Origin of the sequence: Kitasatospora sp. HPM-01-4, assembly GCF_051374625.1 — a bacterium.
Classification (GTDB): domain Bacteria; phylum Actinomycetota; class Actinomycetes; order Streptomycetales; family Streptomycetaceae; genus Kitasatospora.
On sequence record NZ_JBPQGP010000005.1, the window covers coordinates 5,004,131 to 5,030,608 of the forward strand.

Here is a 26,478-nt window from a genome sequence, read left to right on the forward strand (position 1 = left end):
TGTGGGTGACCGGCCGTGCCCGGATCTGAGCAGAGCCCCGCGCCCCCGAACCCCGGCCCTTCCGCCGGTCAGCGGGCGGCTTGGAGCAGGACCGGGTTGGTGAGGGCGGCCATCGGGCCCCACGGGAGGTCCGGGCCCATGGTGTTGCCCTGGCCGGGGGTGCCGTCCGCCCTCGGGTGGCGGACTTCCGCACGGACGTAGGTGGCGAGCGAGGCGGTGGTCCGCCAGGTGACCGTGCCGGCGCCGGAGGCGGGCAGGGACTCCTGGTGCAGCTGCCCCTGGTCGGTGACGAACCGCACCGTGCCTCCGGGCACCCCCGAGACCTCCAGCCGGACGTCCACGGGTGCGTCCCCGGGCACGGTCAGCCGCTCGCCGATCCCCGCCTGCCGCCCCTGCCCGGTGGCGGTGAAGTCGAGCCGGACACCGGCGGATTCGGCGATCCAGCTCCGGCCCGACCGGATCCCGTTCAGGACATCGGCCCGGGTCAGATCCTCGGCCAGCACCACGTTCTGCGGCAGGCCGATGACCTGCGGCACGCTGTGCGCGTCACTGTTGCCCATCGCGGGCAGCCACGGCCGCCCGTGCCGGAGCGACTCGGCCAGGCGGGCGTCCCAGCTGTCGACGGCGGACTCGTCGTCGTACGTCCAGGGACCGTTCCAGACCTCGACCGCGTCCGCGCCCTCGTAGCCGAACTTCCACTGGCAGGCGACGTACGGGCAGTAGGGGTGCGCGGGCACCACCAGGCCGCCGGAGCGGTGGACCTGGCGCACGAAGCCCGGGTAGGCGTCGTCCCGGGAGCGGTAGCGCCAGTCGATCCACTCCCCGGGCCCGATGCCGAGCGCCAGCCAGTGGCCGTTGCGGGTGGTGACCTCCTCACCGGTCACGATCAGCAGGTCGGGTCCGGCCAGCGGGCCCCAGACACCGTGCGAGGACGGGGTGTTGTGGTCGGTGGAGACGATGAAGTCCAGTTCGGCCGCCCGCGCGCCCGCGGCCACCTCGGCCGGCAGCCGGCGGCCGTCGGAGTAGACGGTGTGCAGGTGGCAGTCGCCCCGGTACCAGGCCCGGCCGCGCCCGCGGGCCCGCTCGGGCGGGTACGAGGGCGTGAACGCCGGCCCGGGGTCGCCGAACCGGAGCGTCACCTCGACCCGGTAGTCCATCCCCTGCGGTGCCACCTGGTACGGGCCCAGCACCACGTGCCAGGTCCCGGGCCGGACGGGTCCCGGCAGATAGCCGGGGGTGGCCGCGCCCCGGCTGAGCGCGAACGACGTCCGGAACCCGCCCGACCAGCCCCGGAACCCGGGCCCGCCGAGCCCGGTGCCGCGCTCGTCGAAGATCCCGATGTCGCAGGAGTTGCCCGCGGTGCCGGGCGGCACGGCGGGCCGGTCGTAGTCGTACGAGACGGCGATCTCCCGTACCCCGGCGGGTACCCGGACCGGCAGGTAGACGAAGTCGGCCGCCCCGGTGGGGAGGTGGCCGGTGATCACTTGGGTGCGCTCGCCCTCGGCGGCCGCCGCGAAGGCGACCGGTGCGAGGGTGACCGCGGCGGCCGCCCCGGCGGCCAGTCCGGCCTGGAGCACGCGTCGACGACCTAACGAATCCGGTGAATCGTCCGCCCTGCTGTGGTGCCGGCAGTTCTCCTCCACGCACACGGTGTCCCTCCGGGGGCTCGCGCGGGCCGGTCCGGGAAGGTGAGCTGCCGGCCCGTCCCCGGATCCCTTCCCCCTGCCGGTGAACCGCCGATGAGCTTCGACCTGCCGGGGCGGAGCCGGTGGACGTCGGTTGGTGGCCGGGAGGGGGATCAGCCGGGTGTGAGGAGCGCGGTGCCTTCGTAGGCGCGGGTGAGGAGCGCGAAGCCGCGGTCCAGGATCTCGTCGGCCGCGGCCTGGAGCCGCTCGACGGGTTCGCCGGCCGCCATGCCCCGGTGCAGCTCCTCGTGGGCGGCGGTGCTGACGGCCGCGACCAGGCGGGCGAAGAGGGCGAGTTCGGCGGTGTCGGCTCCGTCCGGGGCGAGGTCGAGCAGCGCGGCGGTGAGCACCTCCTGGCGCTCGCGCACGACGCCGAGGTAGGTGCGGCGCAGCGTCGGGCTGTCCAGCAGGATCCGGGCGAAGACGCGGCTTCGGTCGAGCACGTCCGGGGAGTGCAGCCGGCGGAACGCCGAACGGTACGACTCCTTCAGCTGGGAGAGGAGTTCGGCGGTCGTGGCGGCGGGGGCGACCGCCTCGAAGACGTGCTCGTTGAGCTCCTGCCGGCGGAAGAAGAAGAGGTCTTCCTTCGAGTCGAAGTGCGTGAACACGGTGGCCGGGGCGACGTCGGCGGCGGCGGCGACCTCGGTGAGCCTGACCGCGTCGAAGCCGTGCTCGGCGAAGAGCTCGAAGGCCGCGTCGGCGATCGCCAGGCGGGTGCGCTCACGCTTGCGTACGCGGATGCCGGTGGGGGGTGGGGCGGTGGGGTGGGCGGTCGGCATGTGGCCAGGATAGCCCGCCCTCCGAAAAGAAATAGAGCTGCTCTATTTTTAGAGCTACTCTGATTGGCGACCGGCGGGCCCGGGCCCGCGAGAGGCGCCGAGGAGAGGCATCCAGATGACCAGCGGCACCACGGCCATATCCGCTCGCCCCGACACCGCCGGCCGCAGACCCGCGTCCACCGCCGCGATCCTGGTCCTCGCCTGCGCGGCGCAGTTCATGGTCATCCTCGATGTCTCGATCGTGAACGTGGCCCTGCCGGACATGCGCTCCGCGCTGCACCTCGGCTCCGCCGGGCAGCAGTGGATCGTCAACGCCTACACGCTCGGCTTCGCCGGGCTGCTGCTTCTCGGCGGCCGGGCCGCCGACCTGGTCGGCGCCAAGCGGGTCTTCCTGGGCGGCCTCGCCGCCTTCACCTTCGCCTCGCTCGCCGGTGGGCTCGCCACCGGCGGTGCCTGGCTGATCGCCGCCCGGGCGGTGCAGGGTGTCGGCGGTGCGGTGCTGGCCCCGGCCACCCTGACGCTGATCATGACGACCTTCACCGAGCCCCGCGCGCGGACCCGGGCGATGGGTGCCTGGAGTGCGGTGATGGCGGCGGGCGGCGCGACCGGCGCGGCCCTCGGCGGGGTCCTGACGCAGTACGCGGGCTGGCGCTGGGTCTTCTTCGTCAACGTCCCGCTGGGTGTGGTGCTGCTCGCGGTCGCCGCGCTCCACGTACCCGCTGCGGACGCGGGCCGGGGCGGGCTGCGCCGGCTGGACCTGCTCGGAGCGCTCTCGGTCACCGCGGGGCTGACCGCCCTGATCTACGGGATCATCTCCACCGAGACCCACTCCTGGGGCTCGCCCGCCGTCTGGGCGGCACTCGCCGGGGGAGTGCTGCTGCTCGCCGCCTTCGTCGCGGTCGAGGCGAAGGTGGCCGAGCCGCTGGTCCCGCTGGGCGTCCTGCGCCGCCGCACCCTCGCCACCGCCAACCTGGTGATGATCTTCATGGGTGCCGCGATGTTCGCGATGTGGTTCCTGCTCTCGCTCCACATGCAGCAGGTCCTCGGCTTCGGCGCGCTGTCCGCGGGCCTGTGCTTCCTGCCGGGCAGTCTCTCGGTCATCGTCGGCGCGCAGCTCGCCACCCGGCTGGTCCCGCGCACCGGCCCCCGGCCGCTGATCGTCACCGGCATGCTGCTCGCCGCGGTCGGCTTCGGCTGGCTCTCCCGGATCTCCGCGGACGGCTCCTACGCCACCCAGGTGCTGGCGCCCCTGGTGCTCTGCACGCTCGGGACGGGGCTGGCGATGATGCCGGTGACCGTGGCCGCGACCGCCGGTGCCCAGCGCGCCGAGGCGGGCCTCGCCTCCGGGCTGGTCAACACCTCGCGCCAGGTGGGCGGCGCGCTCGGCCTGGCCCTCCTGGGCACCGTGGCCTCCCGCACCGCCGCCGCCCACGGCGGGCCGCTGCCGCAGGCGCTGGCCGCCGGGTACGGCCGGGCCCTGCTGTTCGCCGGCGCCTTCGCCGCCTGCTCCGCGCTCGGCGCCCTGCTGCTGCCGGGTCGTGGTGAGCGCCAGGAGGGTTGACGGGGGGTCACGGACGGGAGTCGTACGCCGCGCGGGCGCTCTGCACCTCGGGCAGCCGGTGCTCCACCCAGTGCGCCAGCTCGGAGACCAGCGCGGCGGCCTGCCGTCCGAGCGGGGTGAGGCTGTAGTCGACCCGGGGCGGGATCACCGGGTGCGCCTCGCGCAGTACGAAGCCGTCGCGCTCCAGCGTCTGCAGGGTCTGCGCGAGCATCTTCTCGCTCACCCCCGAGACCCGGCGGCGCAGCTCGCTGAACCGGTAGCCGCGCTCGGTCAGCGCGATCAGCACCAGGACGCCCCAGCGGCTGGTGACGTGCTCCAGGACGCCGCGCGAGGGGCACATCCGGTCGGTCACGTCGGGCGCGCGGTCCAGCGGCGAGAGGTCTGCACTTACCTTCATATCAGTACCGTACTTTGAAGTGGGTACTTACGAAAGGTTAGTACGCTCCGTACGGTGAGGAGGCAGGCAACAACCCCCGAAAGTCCCAGGGAGCAGAAATGATCGTCGTCACCGGTGCCACCGGACAGCTCGGCCGCCTCGTGGTCGCCGGCCTGCTGGAGCGGATCCCGGCGAGCGAGCTGGCGGTGGCCGTCCGCTCGGCCGAGAAGGCCGCCGAGTGGGCCGCGCGCGGAGTGGACGTCCGCGTGGCCGACTACGGCAGGCCCGAGACCCTGGCCGGGGTCTTCGGCGCCGGGGACCGGGTGCTGCTGATCTCCGGCAGCGAGGTCGGCTCGCGGGTCCCGCAGCACCGCGCGGTGGTGGACGCGGCGAAGGCGGCCGGGGTCGCCCTGCTCGCCTACACCGGTCTGCTGGGCGGCGACGAGGCGACCTTCACGCTGGCCGACGAGCACAAGGCCACCGAGGCGATGATCCGTGAGTCCGGGCTGCCCTTCGCCCTCCTGCGCAATGGCTGGTACACCGAGAACTACACCGCCGACGCCGCCGGGGCCGCCGAGCGCGGCGTCGTCCTCGGCAGCAGCGGTGACGGCCGGGTCGCCTCCGCGGCCCGCCGGGACTACGCGGACGCGGCGGTCGCGGTGCTCACCGGCGAGGGCCACGAGAACCGGGTGTACGAGCTGAGCGGCGACGTCGCCTGGAGCTTCTCCGAGTACGCGGCCGAGCTCGCGGCCCGCTCGGGCAAGCCGGTGGTCTACCGGAACGTCACCCCCGAGGAGCACCTGGCGGCCCTCCTCGCCGCCGGCCTCCCCGAGGGCTTCGCCCGGATCCTGGTCGATGTCGACGCCGGTATCGCCCGCGGCGAGCTCGCCCGCGGCACGGGCGACCTCTCCAGGCTGATCGGCCGCCCGACCACCCCGTTCGCCGAGACCCTCGGCGCGGCGCTCTGACCCCGTCCGCTCCGACCCCCTCGACGTAGGGGCGGGGCCGTGCCCGGGGGCGCGGGAAGGGCCCCGCGCAGTCGCGAGGGGCCCTCGCACCGTTCCCCGCACCCCCGGTGGCATCCGGCCGGGCCGGCGCTCACGGACCATGTCATGACCAAAATGTGGAAACGGAGATGACAGTCTCACCCTCAGCCGCTACGGTCGGCACGAGCAACTGTGCGCGCGTGGAGGGCAGGCCGGTCATGGCAGTGGGGTCCGAGCAGGAGACCGGGAAGGGGTTCTGGTTCGGCTTCGCCGCGTACGGGATCTGGGGTGTGTTCCCGCTCTTCTGGCCGCTGCTGGAGCCGAGCGGAGCCGCGGAGATCCTCGCCAACCGGATGACCTGGTCCCTGGTGGCGGTGCTGCTGATCCTGCTGGTGCAGCGCCGCTGGTCGTGGATCCGGCCGCTGCTGGCCCAGCCGCGCAGGCTGGCGCTCTCGGTGGCGGCCGCCGCGTTGATCTCGGTCAACTGGGGTGTCTACATCTGGGGGGTGAACTCCGGGCACGTCGTGGAGGCCAGCCTCGGGTACTTCATCAACCCCATGGTCACCATCGCCTTCGGCGTGCTGGCCCTGCGCGAGCGGCTGCGCTCCGTCCAGTGGGCGGCGGTCGGCATCGGCGCCGCGGCGGTCGTGCTGCTCACCGTCGCGTACGGGCGCCCGCCGTGGATCGCGCTCACCCTGGCGCTCACCTTCGCCACCTACGGCCTGCTCAAGAAGCTGGTCGCGCTCGGCGGTCTGGAGAGCTTCGCGGTGGAGAGCGCCGCGATGTTCCCGATCGCGGTGGGCTACCTCGTCTATCTGGAGGTGCAGGGGAAGAGCACCCTCGGGCACACCGGCGCCGGCTACGGCTGGGGACACACCGGGCTGCTGATGGTCAGCGGTGTGGTGACCGCGATCCCGCTGCTCTGCTTCGGCGCGGCCGCCGTACGGGTCCCGCTCACCACGCTCGGGCTGCTGCAGTACCTGGCGCCGGTGTTCCAGTTCCTGTGCGGGGTCCTGGTCTTCCACGAGTCGATGTCGTCGGCCCGCTGGGCGGGCTTCTCACTGGTCTGGATCGCGCTGGCGGTGCTCACCTTCGACGCACTGCGCCAGCTGCGGAAGTCCCGGGAGAGCCGGACGGCACCGGTGTCCGTCACCTCGGACGAGCCCCGGGCCGAGGCCGCCGTCCGCAGCAGCTGACCCGGGCGGCCCGAGCGGAACGCCGCCGGGCGGCCCCGTGGGACCGTGCGGCGTCACACCCCGTGGTGGCTTGGACTCCTCCGTGTGAACACGTCCTTTGGGGGCTCTTCAACCATGCCCCTCTCCTGCTAACGTCCGGCTACCAACGTCCGGAAGCCGTACCCGTCCCCGCGAAGGGGTAGCAGGAGGGGTTGCGATGGTCCAGCTCACGGGGCAGTTCGCCAGGCCGTTCCAGCGTGCCGCACTCGCCGCAGGCAGGACCGTACGGGTGCCAGCCGTACGGCGCGAGCTGGATGCCGCCGAGAGCGGCGAGCTCCTGCTCAGCTCCGGCGCGGGCGGCCAGCCCGCCATCCAGTGGCGGCGGCAGGGGCGCCCGGCGCTGGTGCTGAAGCCGCCCTACCGGCTGGACCGGGTGGAGCTCAGGGGCTCGCACCGGGCCCGGCTGTACGGCCTGACGGCCGGGGTCCGGCTGGTCTGCCCGGACTGGTCGCCGCTCTTCCTGATCTCCCCGGCCCAGCTGCCGCTGCTGGCCTGCACGGTGGCCGCCTCCCGGGTGGCCGGGGCCACCCGGGTCGCCGTCACGCCGTGATGTCCCGGCTGGTGAACCTGGCCCAGGCGGCCGAGCCGAAGACCGCGATGTAGAGGGCCTGCAGCCCGAGGTTCTGCAGCACGTTGTCCCAGTGCATCGGCTGGCGCAGCAGATCGCCGAAGCTCATCCACTGGTGGGTGAACAGGAACGGCTGGATCGCGTGCAGCTGGGGGAAGGCGTCCAGGATCTGCACCGTGATCACCAGGCCGACGGTGGTCGCCATCGCGGCGATCCCGCTGCCGGTCAGGGTCGAGACGAACAGCCCGATCGCCACCAGGCCGGACAGCGACAGCGCCACCACGCCGGCCACCAGCACCGCGCGCAGCAGCGCCGCACCGAAGCCGAGGGTGTCGCCGGACAGCAGGGTGACCGAGCCGAGCGGGAAGAGGGCCGCGCCCGTGGCGACCGCGGCCAGCACCACGGCCATGGTCGCGGCCACGCAGAACGCCAGCCCGGCGGTGAACTTGGCCACCAGCAGCCTGGTCCGCCCGACCGGGGCGACCAGCAGGTAGCGCAGCGTTCCGGTGGCGGCCTCACCGGCGATCGAATCCCCGGCCACCACGCCCACCGTCATCGGGAGGAAGACGGGCAGGGCCATCGCCAGCGCCGTGAACACCAGGAACAGGCCGTTCTGCGTCACCTGGGCGATGAAGGCCGGACCGTCGCCGTTGGAGGCGCCACCGGTCTCGATCCGCACCACCACGCCGATCAGCACCGGCAGCAGGGCCAGGATGCCCAGCAGCGCGATCGTCCTGGTCCGGCGGAAGGTGAGCCGGAGCTCGCCCAGGAACAGCGCGGTGAAGCCCGCCACCGTCTGCGGCCTGGGGCCGGCCACGGCCGTCGGCCGCTCGGGCGCCCGCGGCACCTCGCCGGCCGGAACCACCTCAGCCTGCGACATCGAAACCCTCCCCGGTCAGCGCCACGAAGGCGTCCTCCAGCGTGCCGCGCTCCACACCGAAGCCGTGCACCCGTACCCCGGCCGCGACCAGCGCCGCGCACAGCCTTGGCAGCGACTCCTCGTCGGCCGCGGCGGCGAGGCCGTCCAGCCGTGCCTCGCTGATCCGCAGGTCGGTCACCCGGTGCTCGGTCAGCACCTTCTCGGCGGCGGTGACGTCCGGGGTGCGGACCACCAGCCGGCCCTGCGCGCGGCCGGCCAGCTCGGCCATGGTGCCCTGCACCACGAGCCGGCCCCTGGACATCACCGCGGCGTGCGTGCAGACCTGCTCGATCTCGTCCAGCAGGTGGGAGGAGAGGAAGACCGTGGTGCCCTCGGCGGCGACCTCGCGGATCAGGGCGCGGATCTCCCGCATGCCCTGCGGGTCCAGGCCGTTGGTCGGCTCGTCCAGCACCAGCAGTTCGCGCGGCTGCAGCAGCGCGGAGGCGAGGCCGAGGCGCTGCTTCATACCGAGCGAGTACGCCCGCGCCTTCTTGCCCGCCGCCGCTGCCAGACCGACCCGGTCCAGCGCCTCGGTGACCCGGCGCGCCCTGGTGCGCGGGTCGGAGGTCGGGTCGGCCGCGTCGAACCGGGCCAGGTTGTCCCGCCCGGACAGGAAGCCGTACAGGGCCGGGCCCTCGATCAGCGCGCCGACCCGGGGGAGCACCGCGCCGACCGACTGCGGCATCGGGGCCCCGAGCACCGTGGCGAGGCCGGAGGAGGGCGCGATCAGGCCCATCAGCATCCGGATGGTCGTCGTCTTGCCGGAGCCGTTCGGCCCGAGGAAGCCGAACACACTGCCCCTGGGCACCGTCAGATCCAGCCCGTCCACCGCGAGCTGGCCGCCCCGGAACCGCTTGGTCAGCCCACTGGTGCGGATCACGTCGTCCGGAGCGGTGGCGGCGGCCGGGCCGCTCGCGGCGGCCCGACCCCCTACCTGCTCCGTGTCGGGAGCAGTCGTCACTACTTCACCCCGGCGGCGTTCTGCAGCACCTGCGGGGTCACGGCGCCGGCGAAGACCCGGCCGTCATCGGTGACCAGCACGTTCAGCACCTTGGTGCTGATCAGTGAGCCGCCGTCGACCTTCTTGCCGAAGGACTTGGCGAGGGCCGCCGGGTCCTGCGGGAGCGAGGAGCCGCCGTGCCTTCCGTGGCCGTCGGCGGGGGCGCTGTCGGGCTTCGCGGCCGGGGCGCTGGGCAGCTTGGCGCTCAGCACCGCGGTCCAGCCCTCGCCGATCGTCCTGACCTCGTTCGGCCCGGACTGCGGCTCGGCCCCGGGCTGCTTGTGCTGCTCGGCCGCGCCGGCCGGGCGGTCCGTCACCTTCGCGCCCTTGGGGGCCTTGAAGTCGAAGGTCGAGGCGGCGGGCTTGGCGAAGGAGACCGAGCTGAAGTGCACGTCCAGCACCTTGCTGCCGTCGGCGGCGTTCACCAGCACCGCGAGCGGCACGCCGTTGTCGGCGTCCACCGCGATCCGCACCTCACCGATGGTGGAGCCGGACTGCTTGGGCTTCACACTCAGCTCGTACGCCTTCTGGCCGGCCACCGTCGCCGTGCCGTCCACCGTGACCGAGGTGGTCGCGGCGCTCTGGCCGAGGAACAGCTTCGCCGCCTCCTGCGGGGTGGTCGGTGCGCCGGTGAGCGGGGCCTTGGCGGCCTCGCCGTGCCCGCCCCTGCCGTGCTGGGCCGCGTCCTTGGGGGCGGTCAGGTGCAGCGCCTGGTTGCTGCCGCTGTCCCAGGCCCAGAGCTGGTCGCCGTTGTGCACCAGCTCGTAGCCCGCGAGGTTCTCGATCAGGCCGATCCGCTGGCGGTCGGGGCCGTCCACCGCGACCTGCAGGGTGTGCTCGCCGCCGAGCAGCCCGGTCAGCTTGGCCGTCGGGTCCGCGCCGGCCCGACCGCCGCCGTGTGCGGCGCCGCCGAGGGAGCCGCCTGCCGCACCCAGCAGCTGAGCGGGCACGCCGAGGTCCGCCGACATCTTCACCGTGCCGGACAGCGACTGGGTGTCCGACCCGAGGGCCTTCGCGACCAGCTGCTCCGCCGTCAGCGACGGCAGGTTCGGCGAGGAGTCGCTCGCCAGCGCGGGTACCAGCCCGATCCCGGTCGCCGCGGCGGCTATCACCCCGACCGGTACCAGCGCGCGCACCGCGGCCCGGCGACGCGGCCGGTACGCGAAGTCCTGCTCCACCATGTCCAACCTCTCGGTAGCACTGAAGTGTTCTGCCAACTCCATTAGAGACCGCTGGGAGGGGCCTTGACATCGCCCTGCAGGGCCAGATCTGCATACATCCGACGACGCAGTCAACCCTGAGTCCTTATCAGGGTCGGGTCCTCCGAACGTAGCAAAGCTGGGTATCTTCGCTGCATGGCCGCAACCGATGCCTCACGTACCTCACCGACCGTCACCTCCATGCGGCGTGCACTGCGCCGCGCCAGGGACGGCGTCGCCCTGGACGTCGCGGAAGCGGCGGTGCTGCTCCAGGCGAGAGGCGAGGACCTGCGCGAACTCTGCGCCGTCGCGGCCCGGATCAGGGACGCCGGCCTGGCCGAGGCAGGCCGGCCGGGGACCATCACCTACTCCAAGAGCGTCTTCATCCCGCTGACCCGGCTCTGCCGGGACCGCTGCCACTACTGCACCTTCGTCACCGTCCCCGGCCGGCTGCGCAGGGCCGGTCACGGGATGTACCTGTCGCCGGACGAGGTGCTGGACATCGCCCGCAAGGGTGCCGCGCTGGGCTGCAAGGAGGCCCTGTTCACGCTCGGCGACCGCCCCGAGGACCGCTGGCCCGAGGCCCGGGAGTGGCTGGACGCGCACGGCTACGACGACACCCAGGCGTATCTGAGGGCGATGTCGATCCGGGTCCTGGAGGAGACCGGTCTGCTGCCGCACCTCAACCCCGGGGTGGTGAGCTGGACCGAGTTCCAGCGGCTCAAGCCGGTCGCGGCCTCGATGGGGATGATGCTGGAGACCACCGCCACCCGGCTCTGGTCCGAGCCCGGCGGCCCGCACCACGGCTCGCCCGACAAGGATCCGGCCGTCCGGCTGCGGGTGCTGGAGGACGCCGGACGCAGCTCCGTCCCGTTCACCACCGGTCTGCTGATCGGTATCGGCGAGAGCTACGAGGAGCGGGCGGACGCGGTGTTCGCGATCCGCCGGGTCGCCCGGCAGTACCACGGCATCCAGGAGGTGATCATCCAGAACTTCCGGGCCAAGCCGGACACCGCGATGCGGGCCATGCCCGACGCCGAACTGGCGGAACTGGCCGCGGTCATCGCCGTCACCCGCCTGGTACTCGGCCCCTCCGCCCGGATCCAGGCGCCGCCGAACCTGGTGGTGGGGGGCCCCTCCCAGCCGGAGGCTGGGGGAGAGTACGAGCTGATCATCAGCGCGGGCATCGACGACTGGGGCGGGGTCTCCCCGCTGACGCCGGACCACGTCAACCCCGAGCGCCCCTGGCCGCAGATCGAGGAACTCGCCCGCCGTACCGAGGCGCAGGGCTTCCGGCTGAGCGAGCGGCTCGCCGTCCACCCCGAGTACGTGCTGCACGGCGAACCCTGGCTGGACCCGCGCATCCTGCCGCACGTCACGGCGCTCGCCGACCCGGCCACCGGTCTGGCCCGCCCGGACGCCATGCCCACCGGCCTGCCCTGGCAGGAGCCCGAGGACCTGCCCTCCTCCTCCGGCCGCACCGACCTGCACCGCACCATCGACACCGAGGGCCGCACCGGTGACCGCCGCGCGGACTTCGAGGACGTGTACGGCGACTGGCAGGCGCTGCGCGAACAGGTCGCGGCAACTCCGGTGGAGCGACTGGACGGTGACGTGCGCGAGGCGCTGTCCGTCGCCGCCGACGACCCCGCCGCGCTCACCGACGGGCAGGCGCTGGCGCTCTTCCACGCCGACGGGCCCGCCCTGGACGCGCTCTGCCGGATCGCCGACGACCTGCGCCGCTCGGTGGTCGGCGAGGACGTCACCTACTGCGTCACCCGGAACATCAACTTCACCAACGTCTGCTACACCGGCTGCCGCTTCTGCGCCTTCGCGCAGCGCCGGACCGACGCCGACGCCTACACCCTCTCGCTGGAGCAGGTCGCCGAGCGGGCCGCCCAGGCCTGGGAGGTCGGGGCGACCGAGGTCTGCATGCAGGGCGGCATCCACCCCGATCTGCCGGGCACCGCGTACTTCGACATCGCCCGGGCGGTGAAGGAGCGGGTGCCGGGCATCCATGTGCACGCCTTCTCCCCGATGGAGGTCGTCAACGGGGCCAGCAGGACCGGGCTCTCGATCCGGGACTGGCTCCAGCAGGCCAAGGATGCCGGGCTGGACTCCATCCCGGGCACGGCCGCCGAGATCCTCGACGACGAGGTCCGCTGGGTCCTCACCAAGGGCAAGCTGCCCGCCGCCACCTGGGTCGAAGTGGTGAGCTCTGCCCATGAGTTGGGCATCCGCTCGTCCTCCACCATGATGTACGGGCACGTGGACACCCCCAAGCACTGGCTGGGCCACCTGCGGCTGCTGGCCGACATCCAGCAACGGACCGGCGGCTTCACCGAGTTCGTCACCCTGCCGTTCATCCACACCAACGCCCCGGTCTACCTGGCGGGCATCGCCAGGCCCGGGCCGACCATGCGGGACAACCGGGCGGTCACCGCGATGGCCCGGCTGCTGCTGCACCCGCACATCCCCAACATCCAGACCAGCTGGGTGAAGCTGGGGGCGGAGGGGGCCGCCGAGATGCTGCGCTCCGGTGCCAACGACCTGGGCGGCACGCTGATGGAGGAGACCATCTCCCGGATGGCCGGCTCCGCGTACGGCAGTTACAAGTCCATCCGCGACCTGGAGGCCATCGCCGAGGCGGTCGGCCGCCCGGCCCGCCAGCGCACCACCACCTACGGCGAGGTGCCGGCAGAGCGCCGCGCCGCCGCCCTGGCCTCGGACGGGCACCTGCCGAAGCTGCTTCCGGTCCTGGAGTAAGACCGACCGGCGATAGGGAGCGTGGATCGAGGAGCGGGTCGAGAGCCGAGTCTGGGCGTGCATCGTGAGGAGAGCGCAGCGGCGCTGCGCGCGACGAGGGATGTGCGTTCAGGCGAGAGCTATCGGCACGCGACGCCGCGCGCCCTATTGCCGGTCGGTCTAAGGGCGTGGGGTGCCGGCCGGCGGCGCGCGGGAGTTCCGTCCGGTCGGCCCGTCACCACGTTCGACTACAGTGCGGGGGCATGTGAGGTCCGCTCAGGTGTACGGATCCTCCGTCGTCCGGCGGCCGGCACCGCCCGGGCCCGGACGGCCGACGAAAGGTGCCACCCCGTGTTGCCACTGTGGTCGCGCGCGCAGCGACAGGACTTCCGCAGCCGGGTACGGGGCTGTCTGCTGGGCGGGGCGATCGGTGACGCACTCGGCGCGGGGATCGAGTTCGAGCCGCTGGAGCGGATACGCGCCGCCCACGGCCCGCAGGGCGTGACGGGGTACGTGCCCGCGTACGGGCGGCGCGGGGCGGTCACCGACGATACCCAGATGGCGCTCTTCACCCTGGACGGCCTGATCCGGGCGCACATCCGCCGCGACGGCGGCTCCTGGCACCCGCCCACCGACGTGCACCGTGCCTATCTGCGCTGGGCGGCCACCCAGAGCGCCTGGGGGCCGGACGAGCGCGAGCCCGGGCTCGGCTGGCTGGGCCGCCAGGAGTGGCTGTATGCCGAGCGCGCCCCGGGGACGGCCTGTCTGAGCGGTCTGACCGGTCCGGACGCGGCCCGGCCCGGAACCCTGGAGGCGCCGCGCAACCCGCACTCCAAGGGCTGCGGCACGGTGATGCGCGCCGCGCCGTTCGGCCTGCTGGTGTCCTGGGAGCCGCAGCTGGTCTTCCAACTGGCCGTCGAGTGCTCGGTGCTGACGCACGGCCACCCCACCGGCTACCTCTCCGCCGGAGCGCTCGCGGTGATCGTCCACACTGCGGCCAGGGGCGGCACCCTGGAGGAGGGCGTGCACCTGGCACTGGCCCTGCTCTCCGAGCGCCCGGCGCATGAGGAGACAACCGCCGCGCTGCGCGGCGCACTTGACGCGGTACGCGCCGGGGAGCCGTCCGCGGAGCGGGTGGAGTCGCTGGGCGAGGGCTGGGTGGCCGAGGAGGCGCTGGCGATCGGGCTCTACTGCGCCCTGGTGGCACACGATCTGCGGTCCGGCCTGCTGCTTGCGGTCAACCACTCCGGCGACAGTGACTCCACCGGCGCGATCTGCGGCAACCTGCTCGGTGTCCTGCACGGGGAGAGCGCCCTGCCGCCCGTGCTGCTGGCGGAGTTGGAGGGCCGGGGAACGATCCTGGAACTGGCCGACGACTTCGTGCTGGAACTGCTGCACGGCCCCGAGCTGCACGGCCCCGAACTCCCGCCCGCCGAACGGGCGGTGTGGACCGAGCGCTACCCGGTGCCCTGACCACCCCGGACCCGTCGGTGCCCGCCGCGAACGGGCGCGGCGGGCACCGACGGATCGAAGACCAACGGATCTCAGACCCGGCCGAACGCGCCATCGCCCGCAGCGGAGGCGAAGGCGGCCCAGGCCGACCTGGAGAAGTGCAGCTGCGGACCCTCGGGGTCCTTGGAGTCGCGGACGGCGACCGTCACGCCGGTCGGTACGGCGATCTCGATACAGGCACCGTTACCGCCGCTGTGGCTGCTCTTGAGCCAGGTGGGGCTACCCGTGGTCTTCGTGGTCATCTCTTGAACCTCTCTGCATAGTGCTGTATCAGAGACCGGCTGTCCGCAACGCTGAGCGCTGCCGCCCGCAGGTGGTCGTAGAGATTGGTATAGCGACGAACATCCGCGTCCTTCTCCAGGTAGAGATCGCTCGTCACTCCTTCGAAGTAGACGACTGTGGAATCCGCTGACTCCGGAAACTCCATCAGGGAGAATGTCCCGGTCATGCCGGGATGCGCACCGTGCTGGAACGAGATCACCTGCAGGTTGATGTTCGACCGCTCGCTCAGCAGGAGCAGCTGGAAGAGCTGGTCAGCCATCACCTCGCGGCTGCCCACCTCCCGGCAGAGCACCGCCTCGTCTATCACCGCCCAGAGGCTGCTGAGCTGGTTCTCCCCGTATATCCGGTTCTGCCGCTTGAGCCGGACCTCGACCCTGCGCCGGACGGAGGTGGCATCGGTGTCGGGCTGGGTGCCCGCGACCACCGCCTCGGCGTACTCGCGGGTCTGCAGCAGACCGGGCACGAAGGAGGACTCGTACGACCGGATCGAGGAGGCCTCGGCCTCCAGGCCGATGTACACGCTGTAAGGGATGTCGCCGAACTCGTGCCACCAGCCGCGCTGCCGGGACTCCCGCGCCATCTCCATCAGCCCGGCCCGCACCCGCTCGTCGGTCACCTCGTAGACCTCGCAGAGGTCGCGCACGTCCCGCATGCTGATGCTGCGTCGGCCGTTCTCCAGTCGGCTGATCTTCGACTGGGAGACCATCAGCCGTCCGGCCACCTCCTCGGCCGTCATGCCCCTCAGCTCGCGCAGGCGGCGGAGTTCGGCGCCGAGCCGTCGTCGCCGGACCGTGGGATTGACGTTGGCGGACACATCGACCTCCGGCCGTACCTCTGGCACGCCCGGGTACGGCGCACCTCGGAACACTGTGGAAATTGGTACCAACCCCCTGACTTGGAGCAGCATGTCATTTCGGCTCAGGTCGGCGCCGGGGATTCACCTGAGTGCAATAGAACAGATCATCGGAAAAACGCCCATTCAGGACCGTCCCCCTTGCGTCCGGAGTGCCGAACCGGTATGGGCGGCTCGGCCGCCGGAAGCGCCGCAGTGCCGCGACCACGCCACGGTGCCGGAAATGCGGTGATGCCGGAAACGCGGTGATGCCGGAGAAGCGGTGGTGCCGGGAGCCGCCACCACCTGGAGAGACCGGGGAAACCGGAGAAAGGCGGGGGGCGGCCCGCCCGGCACTCGACTGCCGGGCGGGCCGCCCCTCGCATACGTTGTCCATCGCTTAATGGCGCGGGCCGTTCATCGCGCGCCTACTCGCGCCGCGACGCTCCGGCTGCCGGCCGCGGTCCGCGCGACCGCCGGCCGCCCTGTCGCCGGGGCCCGTCCGTCCGCCGCGCCACCCTTCGCGGGTGCGGGCAGACCGTTCTGAACGTCCATCACGGCGTGTGCGACCATCCCGCCGAGCGGGTCGTACCGGATCAGATCGCGCAGGCGCGACCTCGACGATCTTCCCTCGTTGCCCGGGTAGAGGTGCTTGCCCAGGCCTACGGCGTGCGCCAGCGCGGCCAGCGCGGCCGTTCTCGGGTCCGGCGGTACCCCGGTACGGATGGCGGTGTCCAGGCGCTGCTTTATGGCGGCGTTCGTACAGTCGTCCGACGCCTGGTAGCGCGTCGTCGGCAGTACGCCGCACACCTGGCCCGGCACCGCCGTCACCATGCCGCACCGCTCCAGGTGCGCCAGGTACGTCTGACGGAGCCCCAGCCGGGGTCCGCCTATCCAGTGCGCGGCCCGCACCGGACTGCCGCGACGGCGCAGCAGTTCCAGCGCATGGTCCAGAGTCGGATCACCGGTCGGCCGTGGCAGCACCACGGCGATCCGGTCCCCGTCCGGGACTATCCTTCCGGCCAGGGACAGCTCGACGAGCTGTGCCCCGGCGAGTCCGAGGTCGAGGGTCTGCGGCTGCGCCGTGGTACCCGTGTTCGGGTCCAGTGCGAGCAGCAAGAGTTCCTCGGGAACTGTTCTGCGGCTCTTGCCCATCCAAGCCTCCCCGCGTGGATGAATGACAGAGTGACGCCTCTCACAGTGGCTTGTCGAGTGCGCCTCCGAATCGTGACCTTGGGCGCGTAGGCGGGAACCGGCCACCTCAGGCCCCGCGTCTGACTCTCAGACTGGTCGCCGCAGGACCCGGCGGGGAGAATAACGGCCGGTCGGGCGGGGTGCGGCAGCCAAAGCGGCCGCCGGTGGCGGAGACTGTACAGCTACAGAGGCGCGGCGAAAAGCCGTACCAAATCAGGTCGGCCCGTGGGCGGGTCGGCACGGGCTCGGGCGGCGGCGGCCGGGCGGACGAGGAGGATGGGTTACGTGGGCGAGTTCCCCGACAAGGTGCACGGCGACGGGGAAGCGGAGGCGACCGCGTCCGAGCGGTCAGTCGAGCGGACCGGCGCCAAGGCCGATGTCGCCGGCAAGCCCGGGAGTGCGGCCAAGGCCGCCGGCGGGTCCGGGGACGCCGAGACCGAGGCCGGCTCCGGCCGTGCGGGCAAGACCGCCGAGGGAGCCGCGTCGGCGGCCGGCGGCGAGCCCGGTGGTGCGGCCGAGGTGAAGGCCCGGACCCAGGACTCCAAGGCTGAGTCCAAGGCCGGGGAGTCCAAGGCCGGGGCCGAGAAGGTCGAGGCCGGGAGCAAGGCTGAGACCGAGGCCGAGGTCAGGACCGAGATCGGGGCCGAGGAGTCCAAGGCCGGGAGCAAGGCTGACCAGGCCGAGGACGAGGACGGCACCGAGGCCGACCGGGAGGCCGCTGCCGCCACCGGTGCGGCGGCTGACTCCGAGACCGGGAAGGCCGTCCGGGGCGGTGCCACGGTTCAGCTGACCGTCCGCGACGTGGACAGCAAGACCACCATGCTCCGCCTGCCGGTGGACAACCGCACCACGGCGCTCCGTATCCCGGACGAGCTCCGGGAGAGTGCGTCGAAGGCCGCGAAGTCCTCAAAGCCGCCGGTGAAGGGCGAGGACGGTGCCGAGTCCTCGGCCGCGAAGACCGCCGGATCGGACGGCGGCGCTGAGTCGGCCGGCGCGCCCGCGAGCAAGGCCGAGAAGGCCGCCGGGGCCGATCCGCGTCTCGCCATGCGGGACGGCCTGGAGGTGGGCGGCGCGGCGCTGAAGGAACTCCCGGAAGCCAAGGAAGCCAAGGAAGCCAAGGACGCCAAGGGCCCCAAGGAGGACCCGAGTTCGGCCGAGCCGTCGGAGGAGACGAAGGAGCTGAAGAGCGCTGACGCCGAGGAGGCGAAGCGCGCCGACGCCCGGGGAGCCAGGCCCGCCGGCCGGCCGGCGGCCAAGCCGTCCGAGGGCACCGTTCCCGAGCCCCCGCCCGAGCCGACCCCGGCGCCCGAGCCCACTCCCGAACCGGAGCCCACCCCCGAGCCGGAGCCCAGGCCGGCCCCGGAGCCCCGCCCGGTGCCCGTACCGCCGGTCCCCGCCCCGGCGCCCAAGCCGCTGCCGGTGCCCGACCCGGGCCCCGTACCGGCGCCCAAGCCGCTGCCGACCCCGCCGCCGCTGCCCGGTCCGGAGAACACCTCCGAGGCGATGGAGGTGCTGGCCGCGCTCAGCCGCCGTCCGGTCACGCCCTTCCGCCGGACGATGAAGCGGGTCACCATCTGGTCGGTCTTCCTGGCCGTGGTGCTCGGCGTGCTCGCGGTCGGCCAGCTGCTCCGTCCGCTGCCGGACCCGAAGTCGAAGCTGTCCCTCGCCGACTCGTTCACCTTCAACGGCGACAAGCTCGACATCCCGTGGCCGACCAAGGGCCAGGCCACCGCCGAGGTGGTCGGCGTGGGCAGCCTGGGCAGCGTGGGCGACGAGACCCCGCAGCCGATCGCCAGCGTCACCAAGGTGATGAACGCGTACATCATCCTGCGCGACCACCCACTGAAGAAGGGCGAGACCGGCCCCACGCTCACCGTGGACAAGCAGGCCGCCTCGGAGTCCAGCGACGCCGACCAGTCCCGGGTCACCCTGACCGAGGGGCAGAAGCTCAGCCAGTACGAGGCGCTGGAGATGCTGATGCTCCCGTCGGCCAACAACGTGGCCCGGCTGCTGGCCCGTTGGGACGCGGGCTCCGAGGAGGCGTTCGTCAAGAAGATGAACGACCAGGCCGCCAAGCTCGGCATGACCAACACCACCTACGCCGATCCGGCCGGCTACGACAACAACACCAAGAGCACCGCCAAGGACCAGCTGAAGCTCGCCGAGCAGGTGATGCGGAACGAGGTCTTCCAGCGGGTCGTCGCCACCCCGGACACCATCTTCAACAACCAGCGGATCTACAACACCAACTACCTGCTGTCCCCGAAGAACGGCGTCATCGGCGTCAAGACCGGCTCCAGCACCGCGGCCAAGTCCTGCCTGATGTGGGCGGCCGTCAAGGAGATCGGCGGCACCAAGCGGATGATCCTCGGCGTCACGCTCAACCAGCCGGTGACGGCCACCGACGACGTCCTGAGGGCCGCCCAGACGGTCAGCCAGAAGATCATCACCGCTGCCCAGAACGGCCTCACCGGCCAGACCCTCGCCAAGCAGGGCGACGTGGTCGGCTACGTGGACGACGGTCTCGGCGGCAAGGTCGCGGTCGTGGCGTCCAAGGACCTCACGGTGGCCGGCTGGTCCGGTGTCACCACCAAGCTCACCCTGGACTCGGCCAAGATCGGCCACACCCTCAAGGCCGGCACCGAGGTCGGCACCGTCTCGGCCGGCGAGGGTGACGACAGGACGGAGGTCCCGGTGACCCTGAAGTCCGACCTCAACCCGCCGTCGATCACGTCCCGCCTGCTGCGTCTGCTCTGACCGGCGGCTCGACCGACACGTGGGGGGCAGGCGCCCGGCGCCTGCCCCCCACGTCGTGTTCCGGAACCGGCCGCCTCGTCCCCCAGGGCCGCAAACCCCGGGCGGTTCACTCGAACGGGTCGGCGGGGAGGGCTACTTCTTCTTTCCGGTGAGCTGCTGGAGGCGGGTTTCGACGCCCCAGGCGGTGACGCGCAGCAGGGCTTCGACGACGATGTTGCGGCTCATCTTGGAGGCGCCCAGTTCGCGTTCGATGAAGGTGATGGGGACTTCGGTGACCTTGAAGCCGGCCTTGACGGCGCGCCAGGCGAGGTCGACCTGGAAGCAGTAGCCGGCCGAGGCGACCTGGTCCATGCCCAGGCCGAGCAGGGTCTCCTTGCGGAAGGCGCGGTAGCCGCCGGTGACGTCGCGGATGGGGACGTCGAGCATCAGGCGGGAGTAGGTGGAGCCGCCGCGGGAGAGCAGCACGCGGGACTTCGGCCAGTTGACGATCTTGCCGCCGGGGACCCAGCGGGAGCCGAGGACCAGGTCGCTTCCGCGCAGGGCGGTGAGCAGGCGGGGGAGTTCCTCGGGCTGGTGGGAGCCGTCGGCGTCCATCTCGACCAGGACGTCGTAGCCGTTCTCGATGCCCCAGCGGAAGCCGGCCAGGTACGCGGCGCCGAGGCCTTCCTTGCCCTTGCGGTGCATGACGTGGACGTGGTCGTCCCTGTTGGCGATCTTGTCGGCGGCCTCGCCGGTACCGTCGGGGCTGTTGTCGTCGGCCACCAGCACGTGCGCCTCGGGAACGGCGGCCCGCACCCGGGAGACGATCCGCTCGACGTTCTCGACCTCGTTGTAGGTCGGGATGATCACCAGCACCGGGCCGAGATCGGCGAAGGTGCCCTTTTCCGGGCTCTCCTTGGGGGCAGTCACGTCTGTGCCTTTCGAAGCGGCGGGAGTGGCAGCGGGCCGTTACGCGCGCCCTCGTGCGCGCACCAGCAGCGACACCGTCAGCCCGCGCACATGCCGGACCTCGCTCGGGGTGAACACCGCTCGCAGGGCACCGGCCTGGTCGGCCGGCAGCGCCTGGTACGGGTCGTCGCCAGTGCCGATGGTAACGACCCAGGTACGGCTGACGTCACCGATACAGCGGACCGGAACCGGGCACTCCGTCGGGAAGAGGTCGTCCGCCCGTACCGCCGTCCGGGCGATCAGCAGCGGCCTGGGACGGACACCGCCCGGCAGGTGGTACGCCACACCGGGGCCCACCATCATCCACGCCTTCCGCCCGCCCACCGCCACGAGTCCGTCCCCGTCCCGGTACCCGGACGCCACCAGCCGCGCCGCGCCCCGGTAGTCGGTCTCGGTGTGCGCCGTCACATGCCGCGCCCCCCGCTGCTCCGGCAGCCCGAGCAGTCCGGGCACGGCCACCACGGCGAGCGCCAGCGCGGCGGCGAGCCCCGGGCCCGTCGGCCTCCAGGCCCTGGGAAGCGCCTTCAGGGGGTCCCGCGCCCCCGGAGGCGCCGGCCGGGCGCCGAGGGCCCGTACGGCGGCGTGCACCGCCCCGACGCCGCCCCCGGCGAGCGCGGCCCAGGCGGGCAGGGTGAAGAGCAGATAGCGGTCGACGAAGTACGAGGTGCGGCCCTGCGAGACCAGCCAGACCCCGAGCACCGGCAGCACGGCCAGCGCCGCCGCCTGGACCGCCGCGGTGCGGCGGCCGCGCCACAGCAGGGCGGCCGCCGCGAGCGCCAGGAACGCGTACATCACCGAGAACGACCCGAGGAACTCCGGCCAGAACATCCGCAGCCGGTGCCGGGTCGCGACGGCGACCCAGTCCAGCTGGCGCCCCGACTGCCGCCGCCCCAGCAGCATCACCGGCACGGTGGGCAGCAGTGCCGCCAGCGCCGCCACCGGGAACCGCCGCAGTACCCGGGCGTCCCGCACCGACCGGAAGTGCAGGCCCACCAGCAGGCACTGCCCGGCCAGGCTGCTCAACGAGACCAGGTGGAACACCCCGGCGAGCGCCGTGCACAGTCCGTACCAGGCCCAGCGGGCCGCGCGGGGCCGCTCCAGAGCCCGCAGCAGGCACCAGCCGCCCGCCGCCACGGCGCAGGTGACGATCGCGTACGAGCGGGCCTCCTGCGCGTACGCCGAGACGTTCGGGAGCGCCGCCAGCAGCAGTCCGGCCGCCACCGCCGCCACCCGGCTGCGGAACCACCGCAGGGCGGCGAGCGCGGTGAAGGCGGCCGCCGCCGCCATCGCCAGCGCGGAGGGCAGCCGCAGGCTGAGCACCGAGTCGCCGAACACCCCGGTCCAGGCGTGCAGCACCAGGTAGTACACGCCGTTGCTGGCGTCGACGTTGCCGAGCATCGCGAACAGCTGCGGCAGGGTCCGGTTCGCGGCGCTCCAGCTGGAGATCTCGTCGCGCCAGGGCTCCGGAGTGGTGATCCGGTAGAGGCCGAGCAGCAGGGTCGTCAGGGCCGGCCAGCACCAGACGCTGCGGAGCACATGCGAAGGATGGCTCAAGTGTTCGGTGGCCATGGGTGGTTCAGGCGATCGATTCGACTGACTGGCAGTCAGTTCCCGAGGTGGACCGGGTCAGGATACGGGAGCCGGCCGGGCTCGCGAGCCCGGCCGGTCCGCACTCGTGGGCCCGGTCAGTCCGCGGTGGTGAGGTCGCCCAGGCGGCGGTTCCGGGCGGCCCGGGCGGCGGTGCGGACGTGCCCCGGCTGGGCGGTCAGTTCGCCCAGTGCCTGGCCGATCGCCCGGCCGACGCGGTCGCAGAAGGCGTCCGGCTCCACCGCCGCGTCCGGGAGTTCGGGCAGTACCCGGTCCACCAGCCCGGCCGCCGCGAGGTCGTACGCGCCGATGCCCTGGGCCCGGGCGAGTTCCGCCGCGTGCTCGCCGTCCCGGTGCACGATCGCCGAGGCGCCCTCCGGCGGCAGCGGTGCCAGCCAGGCGTGTTCCGCCGCCAGTACCCGGTCGGCGGGCAGCAGGGCCAGTGCGCCACCGCCCGAGCCCTGGCCGAGCAGTACCGCCAGGACCGGGGTGCACAGCGCGATCAGCGTGCTCAGGCAGTGGGCGATCTCCAGTGCCACGCCGTCGAGTTCGGCCTGGGCGGAGAGTTCGGCCCCGGCCGTGTCCACCACCGTGACCAGGGGGAGTCCGAGCTGTTCGGCGAGCTTCGCCGTGCGCCGTACGCACCGGAGGTCGGCGGCGGTGAACGGGCGCTCGGTGCCGGGTGCCGCCCGCTGCTGGCCGACCACCACGGCCGGCCGGCCGCCGAACTCGGCCAGCGCGCGCACCAGCGCGCCCTCCGCCCGCTCCTCCGTCGGGGTGGGTGCGGTCAGCGGCAGGACGTTCCCGGCGGCCCGTGCGAGCAGCTCGCGGGCCCCCGGCCGACCGGGCCGCCGGGTCAGCCGCACCGAATCCCAGGCGTCGGCCCGTCCGCCCGCCGCGGGGCCGGCCGGCTCCCGCGGGTGTGTCCCCGGGGCGGCCGGGCGGTCCAGCATGGCCAGCAACCGCCCGACGAAGGCGGCCAGTTCGGCCGGTGGCAGCACGGCGTCGACCAGCCCCCGGGCGGCCAGCGTCTCGGCCTGCTGGACCTCCTCCGGCAGCCGGACCCCGCGCAGTTCCTCGTACACCCGGGGGCCGAGGAAGCCCAGCCGCGCCCCGGGCTCGGCCAGTACCGGCTGCCCGAGCGTGCCCCAGGAGGCGAACACCCCGCCCATGGTGGGGTTGCGCAGATAGGTCAGGTAGGGCAGCCCGGCGGCCTGGTGGGCCTGGACGGCGGCGGCGATCCGGACCATGCAGAGGAACGCGGCCGCCCCCTCCTGCATCCGCGTACCGCCGGAGACGGGCAGGGCGAGCAGCGGCAGGCCCTCGGCCGTGGCCCGTTCCACGGCCCGGGTGATCCGCTCGGCCGTGGCGACCCCGATCGAGCCGCCCAGGAACCCGAACTCCGACACCACCACCGCCAGCGGCCGCCCGCCCACCAGCACCCGCCCGGTGGTCACCGCCTCGTCCAGCCCGGTCCGCGCCCGGGCCCGGGCCAGCGACGCCGCGTACCCCTCGTCGGCGGGGACCGCCGTGACGGGGGTGTCCCAGCAGTCGAACACTCCGTGATCGCCCAGCAGACCGATCAGCTGAGCTGCCGTCAGTGCGCTCCTGATGCTCATGGGCCCCCCGGCTCGCGGCTCGTCGGCGGCTCAGCGTACCCGCTGCTCCCCGGACGGGTCTCGCACCCCTTCGCGGCCTCGGTGGAGGCCGGGCGCCGGAGCGGCGAGCCGTCCGCCGAAGATGGGCTCCGGGCGGCTGAGACCTCCTCGGTCGTCCGCCGTCCACCGGCGGTCTCGGGGCCCCGCAACCGCCCGACGACCCACCGCGCGACGATCGGACCCCATCAGTCCCACCACATCAGCGCTCGCCCGACCCGAGATCCGGTACCCTGTGGATCGAGCGTCCGGCGGGCGTTGCACTCCGACCCGTGGAAACCCACGGCCGAAGAGCCCGCAACCCCGGCACCGCGGCGCTCAACGCCTTGTCGGCAGGCCGATCACGGCTCGGAGCACCGAGCCCGTGCGAGGTCTAGGACAAGCCCCGCCTCAGTAGCTCAGGGGATAGAGCACGGCTCTCCTAAAGCCGGTGTCGCAGGTTCGAATCCTGCCTGGGGCACGCAGCGCGCAGGGCCCCGAACCATGACCGGTTCGGGGCCCTGACTGCTTGAGCGGGAGAAAGCCGGGAGGCCGACCGCGGGGCCGGTCCAGCCCATCAGCCCGGGGCAGAGGGCCCGGTGGACCCGGTCTTCCCGTCTTCCCTTGAGCCTTCGGGCGGCTGTGCGGCTGTGGCGCGAACCGGTTGGAGCGGGTCAGAGCGCGCCGAGGTCGATCTCGATCTGGAAGGGCGCCGGAGTCCTGATCAGGCCCGTGAACACCTCGCCGTCGCGGTATGCCCTTCGCGCCGGATCGAGAAGGTGGGTGTACACCAGCGGAACGCCCGTGGGGGCCTGCTCGACCCGCCAGTAGAAAGGGATCCCGGCCTTGGTGTACTGATCGACCTTCACGATCCGGTCGGTGGTCTCCGAGCCCGGGGAGACGACCTCGACGGCCAGCAGTACATGCGCGGGGCTGGTCGGCGTGATGTCGATGGTGTCCGCGCGATAGACGACGACATTCGGGCGTCGGTTGGTGAGCGGTACGTCCTGCAGGCGGACGTCGAAGTCCGTATCGGCGTTCCACTCCGGGCCTGCGGCGATGTCCAGGCAGTGTGGACCGTTTCGCTAACGTAGTGTCGTGCGGTTGCCCATTAGTCCAGTGGTCCGGTCAGCCATGCCGCCCCACGCTTGGGACCGCCGCGTGCCGGGGCGGGAGGAGCCGGTGCTGCCCCCGGGTGCCAGGGAGGGTCAGAGCGCGGGCGCGGGTGCGGGCGCGCCGGGCACGGCCATGGTCGGCTGCACGGGCGGGATCGGTGCCGGATCGGGTTCGAGCTCGGCGCGTCCGGCCGCGTCGGAGAGTTTGATCAGTACGGCGGTGAGCAGCCAGTTGGCGGTCAGTGAGGAGCCGCCGGAGGCGAGGAACGGCAGGGCCTTACCGGTCAGCGGGACCAGGCCGGTCACGCCGCCGATCACCACGAAGACCTGGAGTGCCACGGCCGCCGAGAGGCCGGTGGCGAGCAGCTTGCCGAACGGGTCGGTCAGTGCGACGGCCGTCCGCAGTCCGCGCTGCACGAAGAGCGTGTAGATCAGCAGGAAGGCGGTGACCCCGGCGAGGCCCAGTTCCTCGCCGATGGTGGTGAAGACGAAGTCGCTGCGCCCGGCGAAGCCGATCAGGTACGGCCGCCCCTGGCCGAGCCCGGTGCCCAGCAGGTGCCCGGTGCCGAAGCTGAACATCGCCTGGGCGGGCTGGTCGGAGATCAGCGCCGGGTTGTGGACGGGCTTGTAGATGTCCAGCGGGTGCAGCCAGGCCTCCACACGGCCGTGCACGTGCGGCTCGATCGTCCCGACCACGGCGGCGCCGCCGACGGCCATCAGCAGACCGAGCACCACCCAGCTGGTCCGTTCGGTGGCCACGTAGAGCATCACGACGAAGATGCCGAAGAAGATCAGCGAGGTGCCGAGGTCGCGTTCGAAGATCAGCACCAGCAGGCTGGCCACCCAGATGGCGAGCACCGGGCCGACGTTGCGGCCGCGGGGCAGGTTCATGCCCCAGACCTTCCGCCCGGTCAGCGCCAGCGCGTCGCGGTTGGCCATCAGGTAGCCGGCGAAGAAGACGGTGATGGCGACCTTGACGAACTCGTCCGGCTCGAGCTGGATCCCGGGTAGCTTGATCCAGCGCTTGGCGCCGAAGTCCTCCGGGCTGGAGGGGAAGAAGGCGGGTGCGGCCAGCAGGGTCATCGAACCGGCCATGAGCAGGTAGACGTAGCGCTGGAAGAACCGGTGGTGCTTCACCACGATGATCAGCCCGGCCGCCACCAGCGAGGCGATCCACACCCACATCACCTGGTTCGGGGCCGCCGGGAGCTTCTGGTAGTCACCCTTGGCGGCGTGGAAGAGCGCGTACGACTGGTCGAGCCGGTTGAGCAGGACCAGGCCGAAGCCGGTCAGGAAGACGGCCAGCGGGAGGATCAGCGGGTCCGCGTACGGGGCGAAGCGCCGGACCGCCAGGTGCAGACCCATGGCCAGCAGCGGAAGGCTCAGGCCGTAGACCACCAGCCCCTTGGGCAGCGTGTGGTTCATCGCCTCGTTGGCGGTCACATAGCCCGCCAGGCAGACCAGGATCGCCGCAGCCAGCATGAAGAGTTCGAGGTTGCGGCGGCGGGTGGCCAGCCTGCGCCCGGTGCTTCGTGGGCTGTCTGTCACGGATTCCCCACCTCGG

The 26,478-nt window shown here is 72.7% G+C and carries 20 protein-coding genes, 1 tRNA gene and 1 pseudogene; 8 read left to right on the plus strand and 14 right to left on the minus strand.

Going from position 1 to position 26,478, the window contains the following annotated elements:
* Positions 1-68 precede the first annotated feature (68 nt).
* Entirely contained in the window at positions 69-1,577 is a 1,509-nt protein-coding gene (locus ACSMTC_RS21790; protein WP_436561389.1) for a CehA/McbA family metallohydrolase, read from the minus strand.
* Between the two features lie 221 nt (positions 1,578-1,798).
* Positions 1,799-2,464, minus strand: a complete 666-nt coding sequence (locus ACSMTC_RS21795) for a TetR/AcrR family transcriptional regulator (protein WP_436561390.1) — start codon at positions 2,462-2,464, stop codon at positions 1,799-1,801.
* A gap of 115 nt (positions 2,465-2,579) precedes the next feature.
* On the opposite strand from ACSMTC_RS21795, the gene ACSMTC_RS21800 reads away from it, so the two are divergent.
* Positions 2,580-4,025, plus strand: coding sequence for an MFS transporter (locus tag ACSMTC_RS21800; RefSeq protein WP_436561391.1), 1,446 nt, complete (start codon positions 2,580-2,582; stop codon positions 4,023-4,025).
* 7 nt (positions 4,026-4,032) lie between these two features.
* Here ACSMTC_RS21800 and ACSMTC_RS21805 read toward each other — a convergent pair whose 3' ends face one another.
* The gene (locus tag ACSMTC_RS21805; protein ID WP_436561392.1) at positions 4,033-4,422 is read right to left on the minus strand and encodes a winged helix-turn-helix transcriptional regulator; all 390 of its coding nucleotides are present in this window, start codon (positions 4,420-4,422) and stop codon (positions 4,033-4,035) included.
* 98 nt (positions 4,423-4,520) lie between these two features.
* Between ACSMTC_RS21805 and ACSMTC_RS21810 the strand changes: the two genes are divergently transcribed.
* The 3 genes from ACSMTC_RS21810 to ACSMTC_RS21820 all read left to right on the plus strand — a co-directional run bounded on the left by ACSMTC_RS21810 (position 4,521) and on the right by ACSMTC_RS21820 (position 7,172).
* Positions 4,521-5,369 carry an SDR family oxidoreductase gene (locus ACSMTC_RS21810; RefSeq protein WP_436561393.1) on the plus strand — a complete coding sequence of 283 codons (849 nt, stop codon included), beginning with the start codon at positions 4,521-4,523 and terminating at the stop codon, positions 5,367-5,369.
* A 236-nt stretch (positions 5,370-5,605) separates the two neighbouring features.
* A complete protein-coding gene (rarD, locus tag ACSMTC_RS21815) occupies positions 5,606-6,583 on the plus strand; it encodes an EamA family transporter RarD (RefSeq protein ID WP_436561394.1) in 978 nt (325 codons plus the stop codon).
* Positions 6,584-6,779: 196 nt separating this feature from the next.
* Positions 6,780-7,172 carry a hypothetical protein gene (locus tag ACSMTC_RS21820; protein WP_436561395.1) on the plus strand — a complete coding sequence of 131 codons (393 nt, stop codon included), beginning with the start codon at positions 6,780-6,782 and terminating at the stop codon, positions 7,170-7,172.
* On the opposite strand, the gene ACSMTC_RS21825 is transcribed toward ACSMTC_RS21820, so the two are convergent.
* From ACSMTC_RS21825 to ACSMTC_RS21835, 3 genes are read right to left on the minus strand one after another with little or no spacing between them, the layout of a single operon-like run.
* Positions 7,162-8,070 carry an ABC transporter permease gene (locus ACSMTC_RS21825; RefSeq protein ID WP_436561396.1) on the minus strand — a complete coding sequence of 303 codons (909 nt, stop codon included), beginning with the start codon at positions 8,068-8,070 and terminating at the stop codon, positions 7,162-7,164. The genes ACSMTC_RS21820 and ACSMTC_RS21825 overlap by 11 nt on opposite strands.
* Positions 8,057-9,070, minus strand: coding sequence for an ABC transporter ATP-binding protein (locus tag ACSMTC_RS21830; RefSeq protein ID WP_436561397.1), 1,014 nt, complete (start codon positions 9,068-9,070; stop codon positions 8,057-8,059). The genes ACSMTC_RS21825 and ACSMTC_RS21830 overlap by 14 nt, the downstream gene beginning before the upstream one ends.
* Positions 9,070-10,290: a LolA family protein gene (locus tag ACSMTC_RS21835; RefSeq protein WP_436561398.1), complete on the minus strand. Its 1,221-nt coding sequence runs from the start codon at positions 10,288-10,290 to the stop codon at positions 9,070-9,072. Before ACSMTC_RS21835 ends, ACSMTC_RS21830 begins: the two co-directional genes overlap by 1 nt.
* Positions 10,291-10,509: 219 nt before the next feature.
* On the opposite strand from ACSMTC_RS21835, the gene ACSMTC_RS21840 reads away from it, so the two are divergent.
* Both ACSMTC_RS21840 and ACSMTC_RS21845 read left to right on the plus strand, forming a co-directional pair.
* Positions 10,510-13,074 (plus strand): bifunctional FO biosynthesis protein CofGH, encoded by a 2,565-nt coding sequence (locus tag ACSMTC_RS21840; RefSeq protein WP_436564762.1) that lies wholly within the window; start codon positions 10,510-10,512, stop codon positions 13,072-13,074.
* A gap of 330 nt (positions 13,075-13,404) precedes the next feature.
* The gene (locus tag ACSMTC_RS21845; protein WP_436561399.1) at positions 13,405-14,526 is read left to right on the plus strand and encodes an ADP-ribosylglycohydrolase family protein; all 1,122 of its coding nucleotides are present in this window, start codon (positions 13,405-13,407) and stop codon (positions 14,524-14,526) included.
* Between the two features lie 71 nt (positions 14,527-14,597).
* On the opposite strand, the gene ACSMTC_RS21850 is transcribed toward ACSMTC_RS21845, so the two are convergent.
* The 3 genes from ACSMTC_RS21850 to ACSMTC_RS21860 form a co-directional block, all read right to left on the minus strand.
* Positions 14,598-14,807 (minus strand): DUF397 domain-containing protein, encoded by a 210-nt coding sequence (locus ACSMTC_RS21850; RefSeq protein WP_436561400.1) that lies wholly within the window; start codon positions 14,805-14,807, stop codon positions 14,598-14,600.
* Positions 14,804-15,661, minus strand: coding sequence for a helix-turn-helix domain-containing protein (locus tag ACSMTC_RS21855; RefSeq protein ID WP_436561401.1), 858 nt, complete (start codon positions 15,659-15,661; stop codon positions 14,804-14,806). Before ACSMTC_RS21855 ends, ACSMTC_RS21850 begins: the two co-directional genes overlap by 4 nt.
* 435 nt (positions 15,662-16,096) lie before the next feature.
* Positions 16,097-16,834, minus strand: coding sequence for a GOLPH3/VPS74 family protein (locus ACSMTC_RS21860; protein ID WP_436561402.1), 738 nt, complete (start codon positions 16,832-16,834; stop codon positions 16,097-16,099).
* 324 nt (positions 16,835-17,158) lie between these two features.
* On the opposite strand from ACSMTC_RS21860, the gene ACSMTC_RS21865 reads away from it, so the two are divergent.
* Entirely contained in the window at positions 17,159-19,630 is a 2,472-nt protein-coding gene (locus tag ACSMTC_RS21865) for a serine hydrolase (RefSeq protein WP_436561403.1), read from the plus strand.
* A 132-nt stretch (positions 19,631-19,762) separates the two neighbouring features.
* Here ACSMTC_RS21865 and ACSMTC_RS21870 read toward each other — a convergent pair whose 3' ends face one another.
* The 3 genes from ACSMTC_RS21870 to ACSMTC_RS21880 form a co-directional block, all read right to left on the minus strand.
* Positions 19,763-20,539, minus strand: a complete 777-nt coding sequence (locus tag ACSMTC_RS21870; protein WP_436561404.1) for a polyprenol monophosphomannose synthase — start codon at positions 20,537-20,539, stop codon at positions 19,763-19,765.
* A 39-nt stretch (positions 20,540-20,578) separates the two neighbouring features.
* Positions 20,579-22,114: a glycosyltransferase family 39 protein gene (locus ACSMTC_RS21875; protein ID WP_436561405.1), complete on the minus strand. Its 1,536-nt coding sequence runs from the start codon at positions 22,112-22,114 to the stop codon at positions 20,579-20,581.
* 149 nt (positions 22,115-22,263) lie between these two features.
* Positions 22,264-23,784 carry a carboxyl transferase domain-containing protein gene (locus ACSMTC_RS21880; RefSeq protein WP_436561406.1) on the minus strand — a complete coding sequence of 507 codons (1,521 nt, stop codon included), beginning with the start codon at positions 23,782-23,784 and terminating at the stop codon, positions 22,264-22,266.
* Between the two features lie 423 nt (positions 23,785-24,207).
* Between ACSMTC_RS21880 and ACSMTC_RS21885 the strand changes: the two genes are divergently transcribed.
* Positions 24,208-24,280, plus strand: a tRNA-Arg gene (locus ACSMTC_RS21885).
* Positions 24,281-24,473: 193 nt separating this feature from the next.
* On the opposite strand, the pseudogene ACSMTC_RS21890 reads toward ACSMTC_RS21885, so the two are convergent.
* A pseudogene (locus ACSMTC_RS21890) lies at positions 24,474-24,872 on the minus strand (Uma2 family endonuclease); the annotation flags it as partial.
* 135 nt (positions 24,873-25,007) lie between these two features.
* Positions 25,008-26,396 (minus strand): FtsW/RodA/SpoVE family cell cycle protein, encoded by a 1,389-nt coding sequence (locus ACSMTC_RS21895; protein ID WP_436564763.1) that lies wholly within the window; start codon positions 26,394-26,396, stop codon positions 25,008-25,010.
* Between the last annotated feature and the right edge of the window lie 82 nt (positions 26,397-26,478).

Coding starts and splice junctions, on each gene's coding strand:
- ACSMTC_RS21795 (WP_436561390.1), bottom strand. CDS start 2,464: ATGCCGACCGCCCACCCCACCGCCCCACCCCCCACCGGCATCCGCGTA.
- ACSMTC_RS21800 (WP_436561391.1), top strand. CDS start 2,580: ATGACCAGCGGCACCACGGCCATATCCGCTCGCCCCGACACCGCCGGC.
- ACSMTC_RS21805 (WP_436561392.1), bottom strand. CDS start 4,422: ATGAAGGTAAGTGCAGACCTCTCGCCGCTGGACCGCGCGCCCGACGTG.
- ACSMTC_RS21810 (WP_436561393.1), top strand. CDS start 4,521: ATGATCGTCGTCACCGGTGCCACCGGACAGCTCGGCCGCCTCGTGGTC.
- rarD (WP_436561394.1), top strand. CDS start 5,606: ATGGCAGTGGGGTCCGAGCAGGAGACCGGGAAGGGGTTCTGGTTCGGC.
- ACSMTC_RS21820 (WP_436561395.1), top strand. CDS start 6,780: ATGGTCCAGCTCACGGGGCAGTTCGCCAGGCCGTTCCAGCGTGCCGCA.
- ACSMTC_RS21825 (WP_436561396.1), bottom strand. CDS start 8,070: ATGTCGCAGGCTGAGGTGGTTCCGGCCGGCGAGGTGCCGCGGGCGCCC.
- ACSMTC_RS21835 (WP_436561398.1), bottom strand. CDS start 10,290: ATGGTGGAGCAGGACTTCGCGTACCGGCCGCGTCGCCGGGCCGCGGTG.
- ACSMTC_RS21840 (WP_436564762.1), top strand. CDS start 10,510: ATGCGGCGTGCACTGCGCCGCGCCAGGGACGGCGTCGCCCTGGACGTC.
- ACSMTC_RS21850 (WP_436561400.1), bottom strand. CDS start 14,807: ATGACCACGAAGACCACGGGTAGCCCCACCTGGCTCAAGAGCAGCCAC.
- ACSMTC_RS21860 (WP_436561402.1), bottom strand. CDS start 16,834: ATGGGCAAGAGCCGCAGAACAGTTCCCGAGGAACTCTTGCTGCTCGCA.
- ACSMTC_RS21880 (WP_436561406.1), bottom strand. CDS start 23,784: ATGAGCATCAGGAGCGCACTGACGGCAGCTCAGCTGATCGGTCTGCTG.
- ACSMTC_RS21895 (WP_436564763.1), bottom strand. CDS start 26,396: ATGCTGGCTGCGGCGATCCTGGTCTGCCTGGCGGGCTATGTGACCGCC.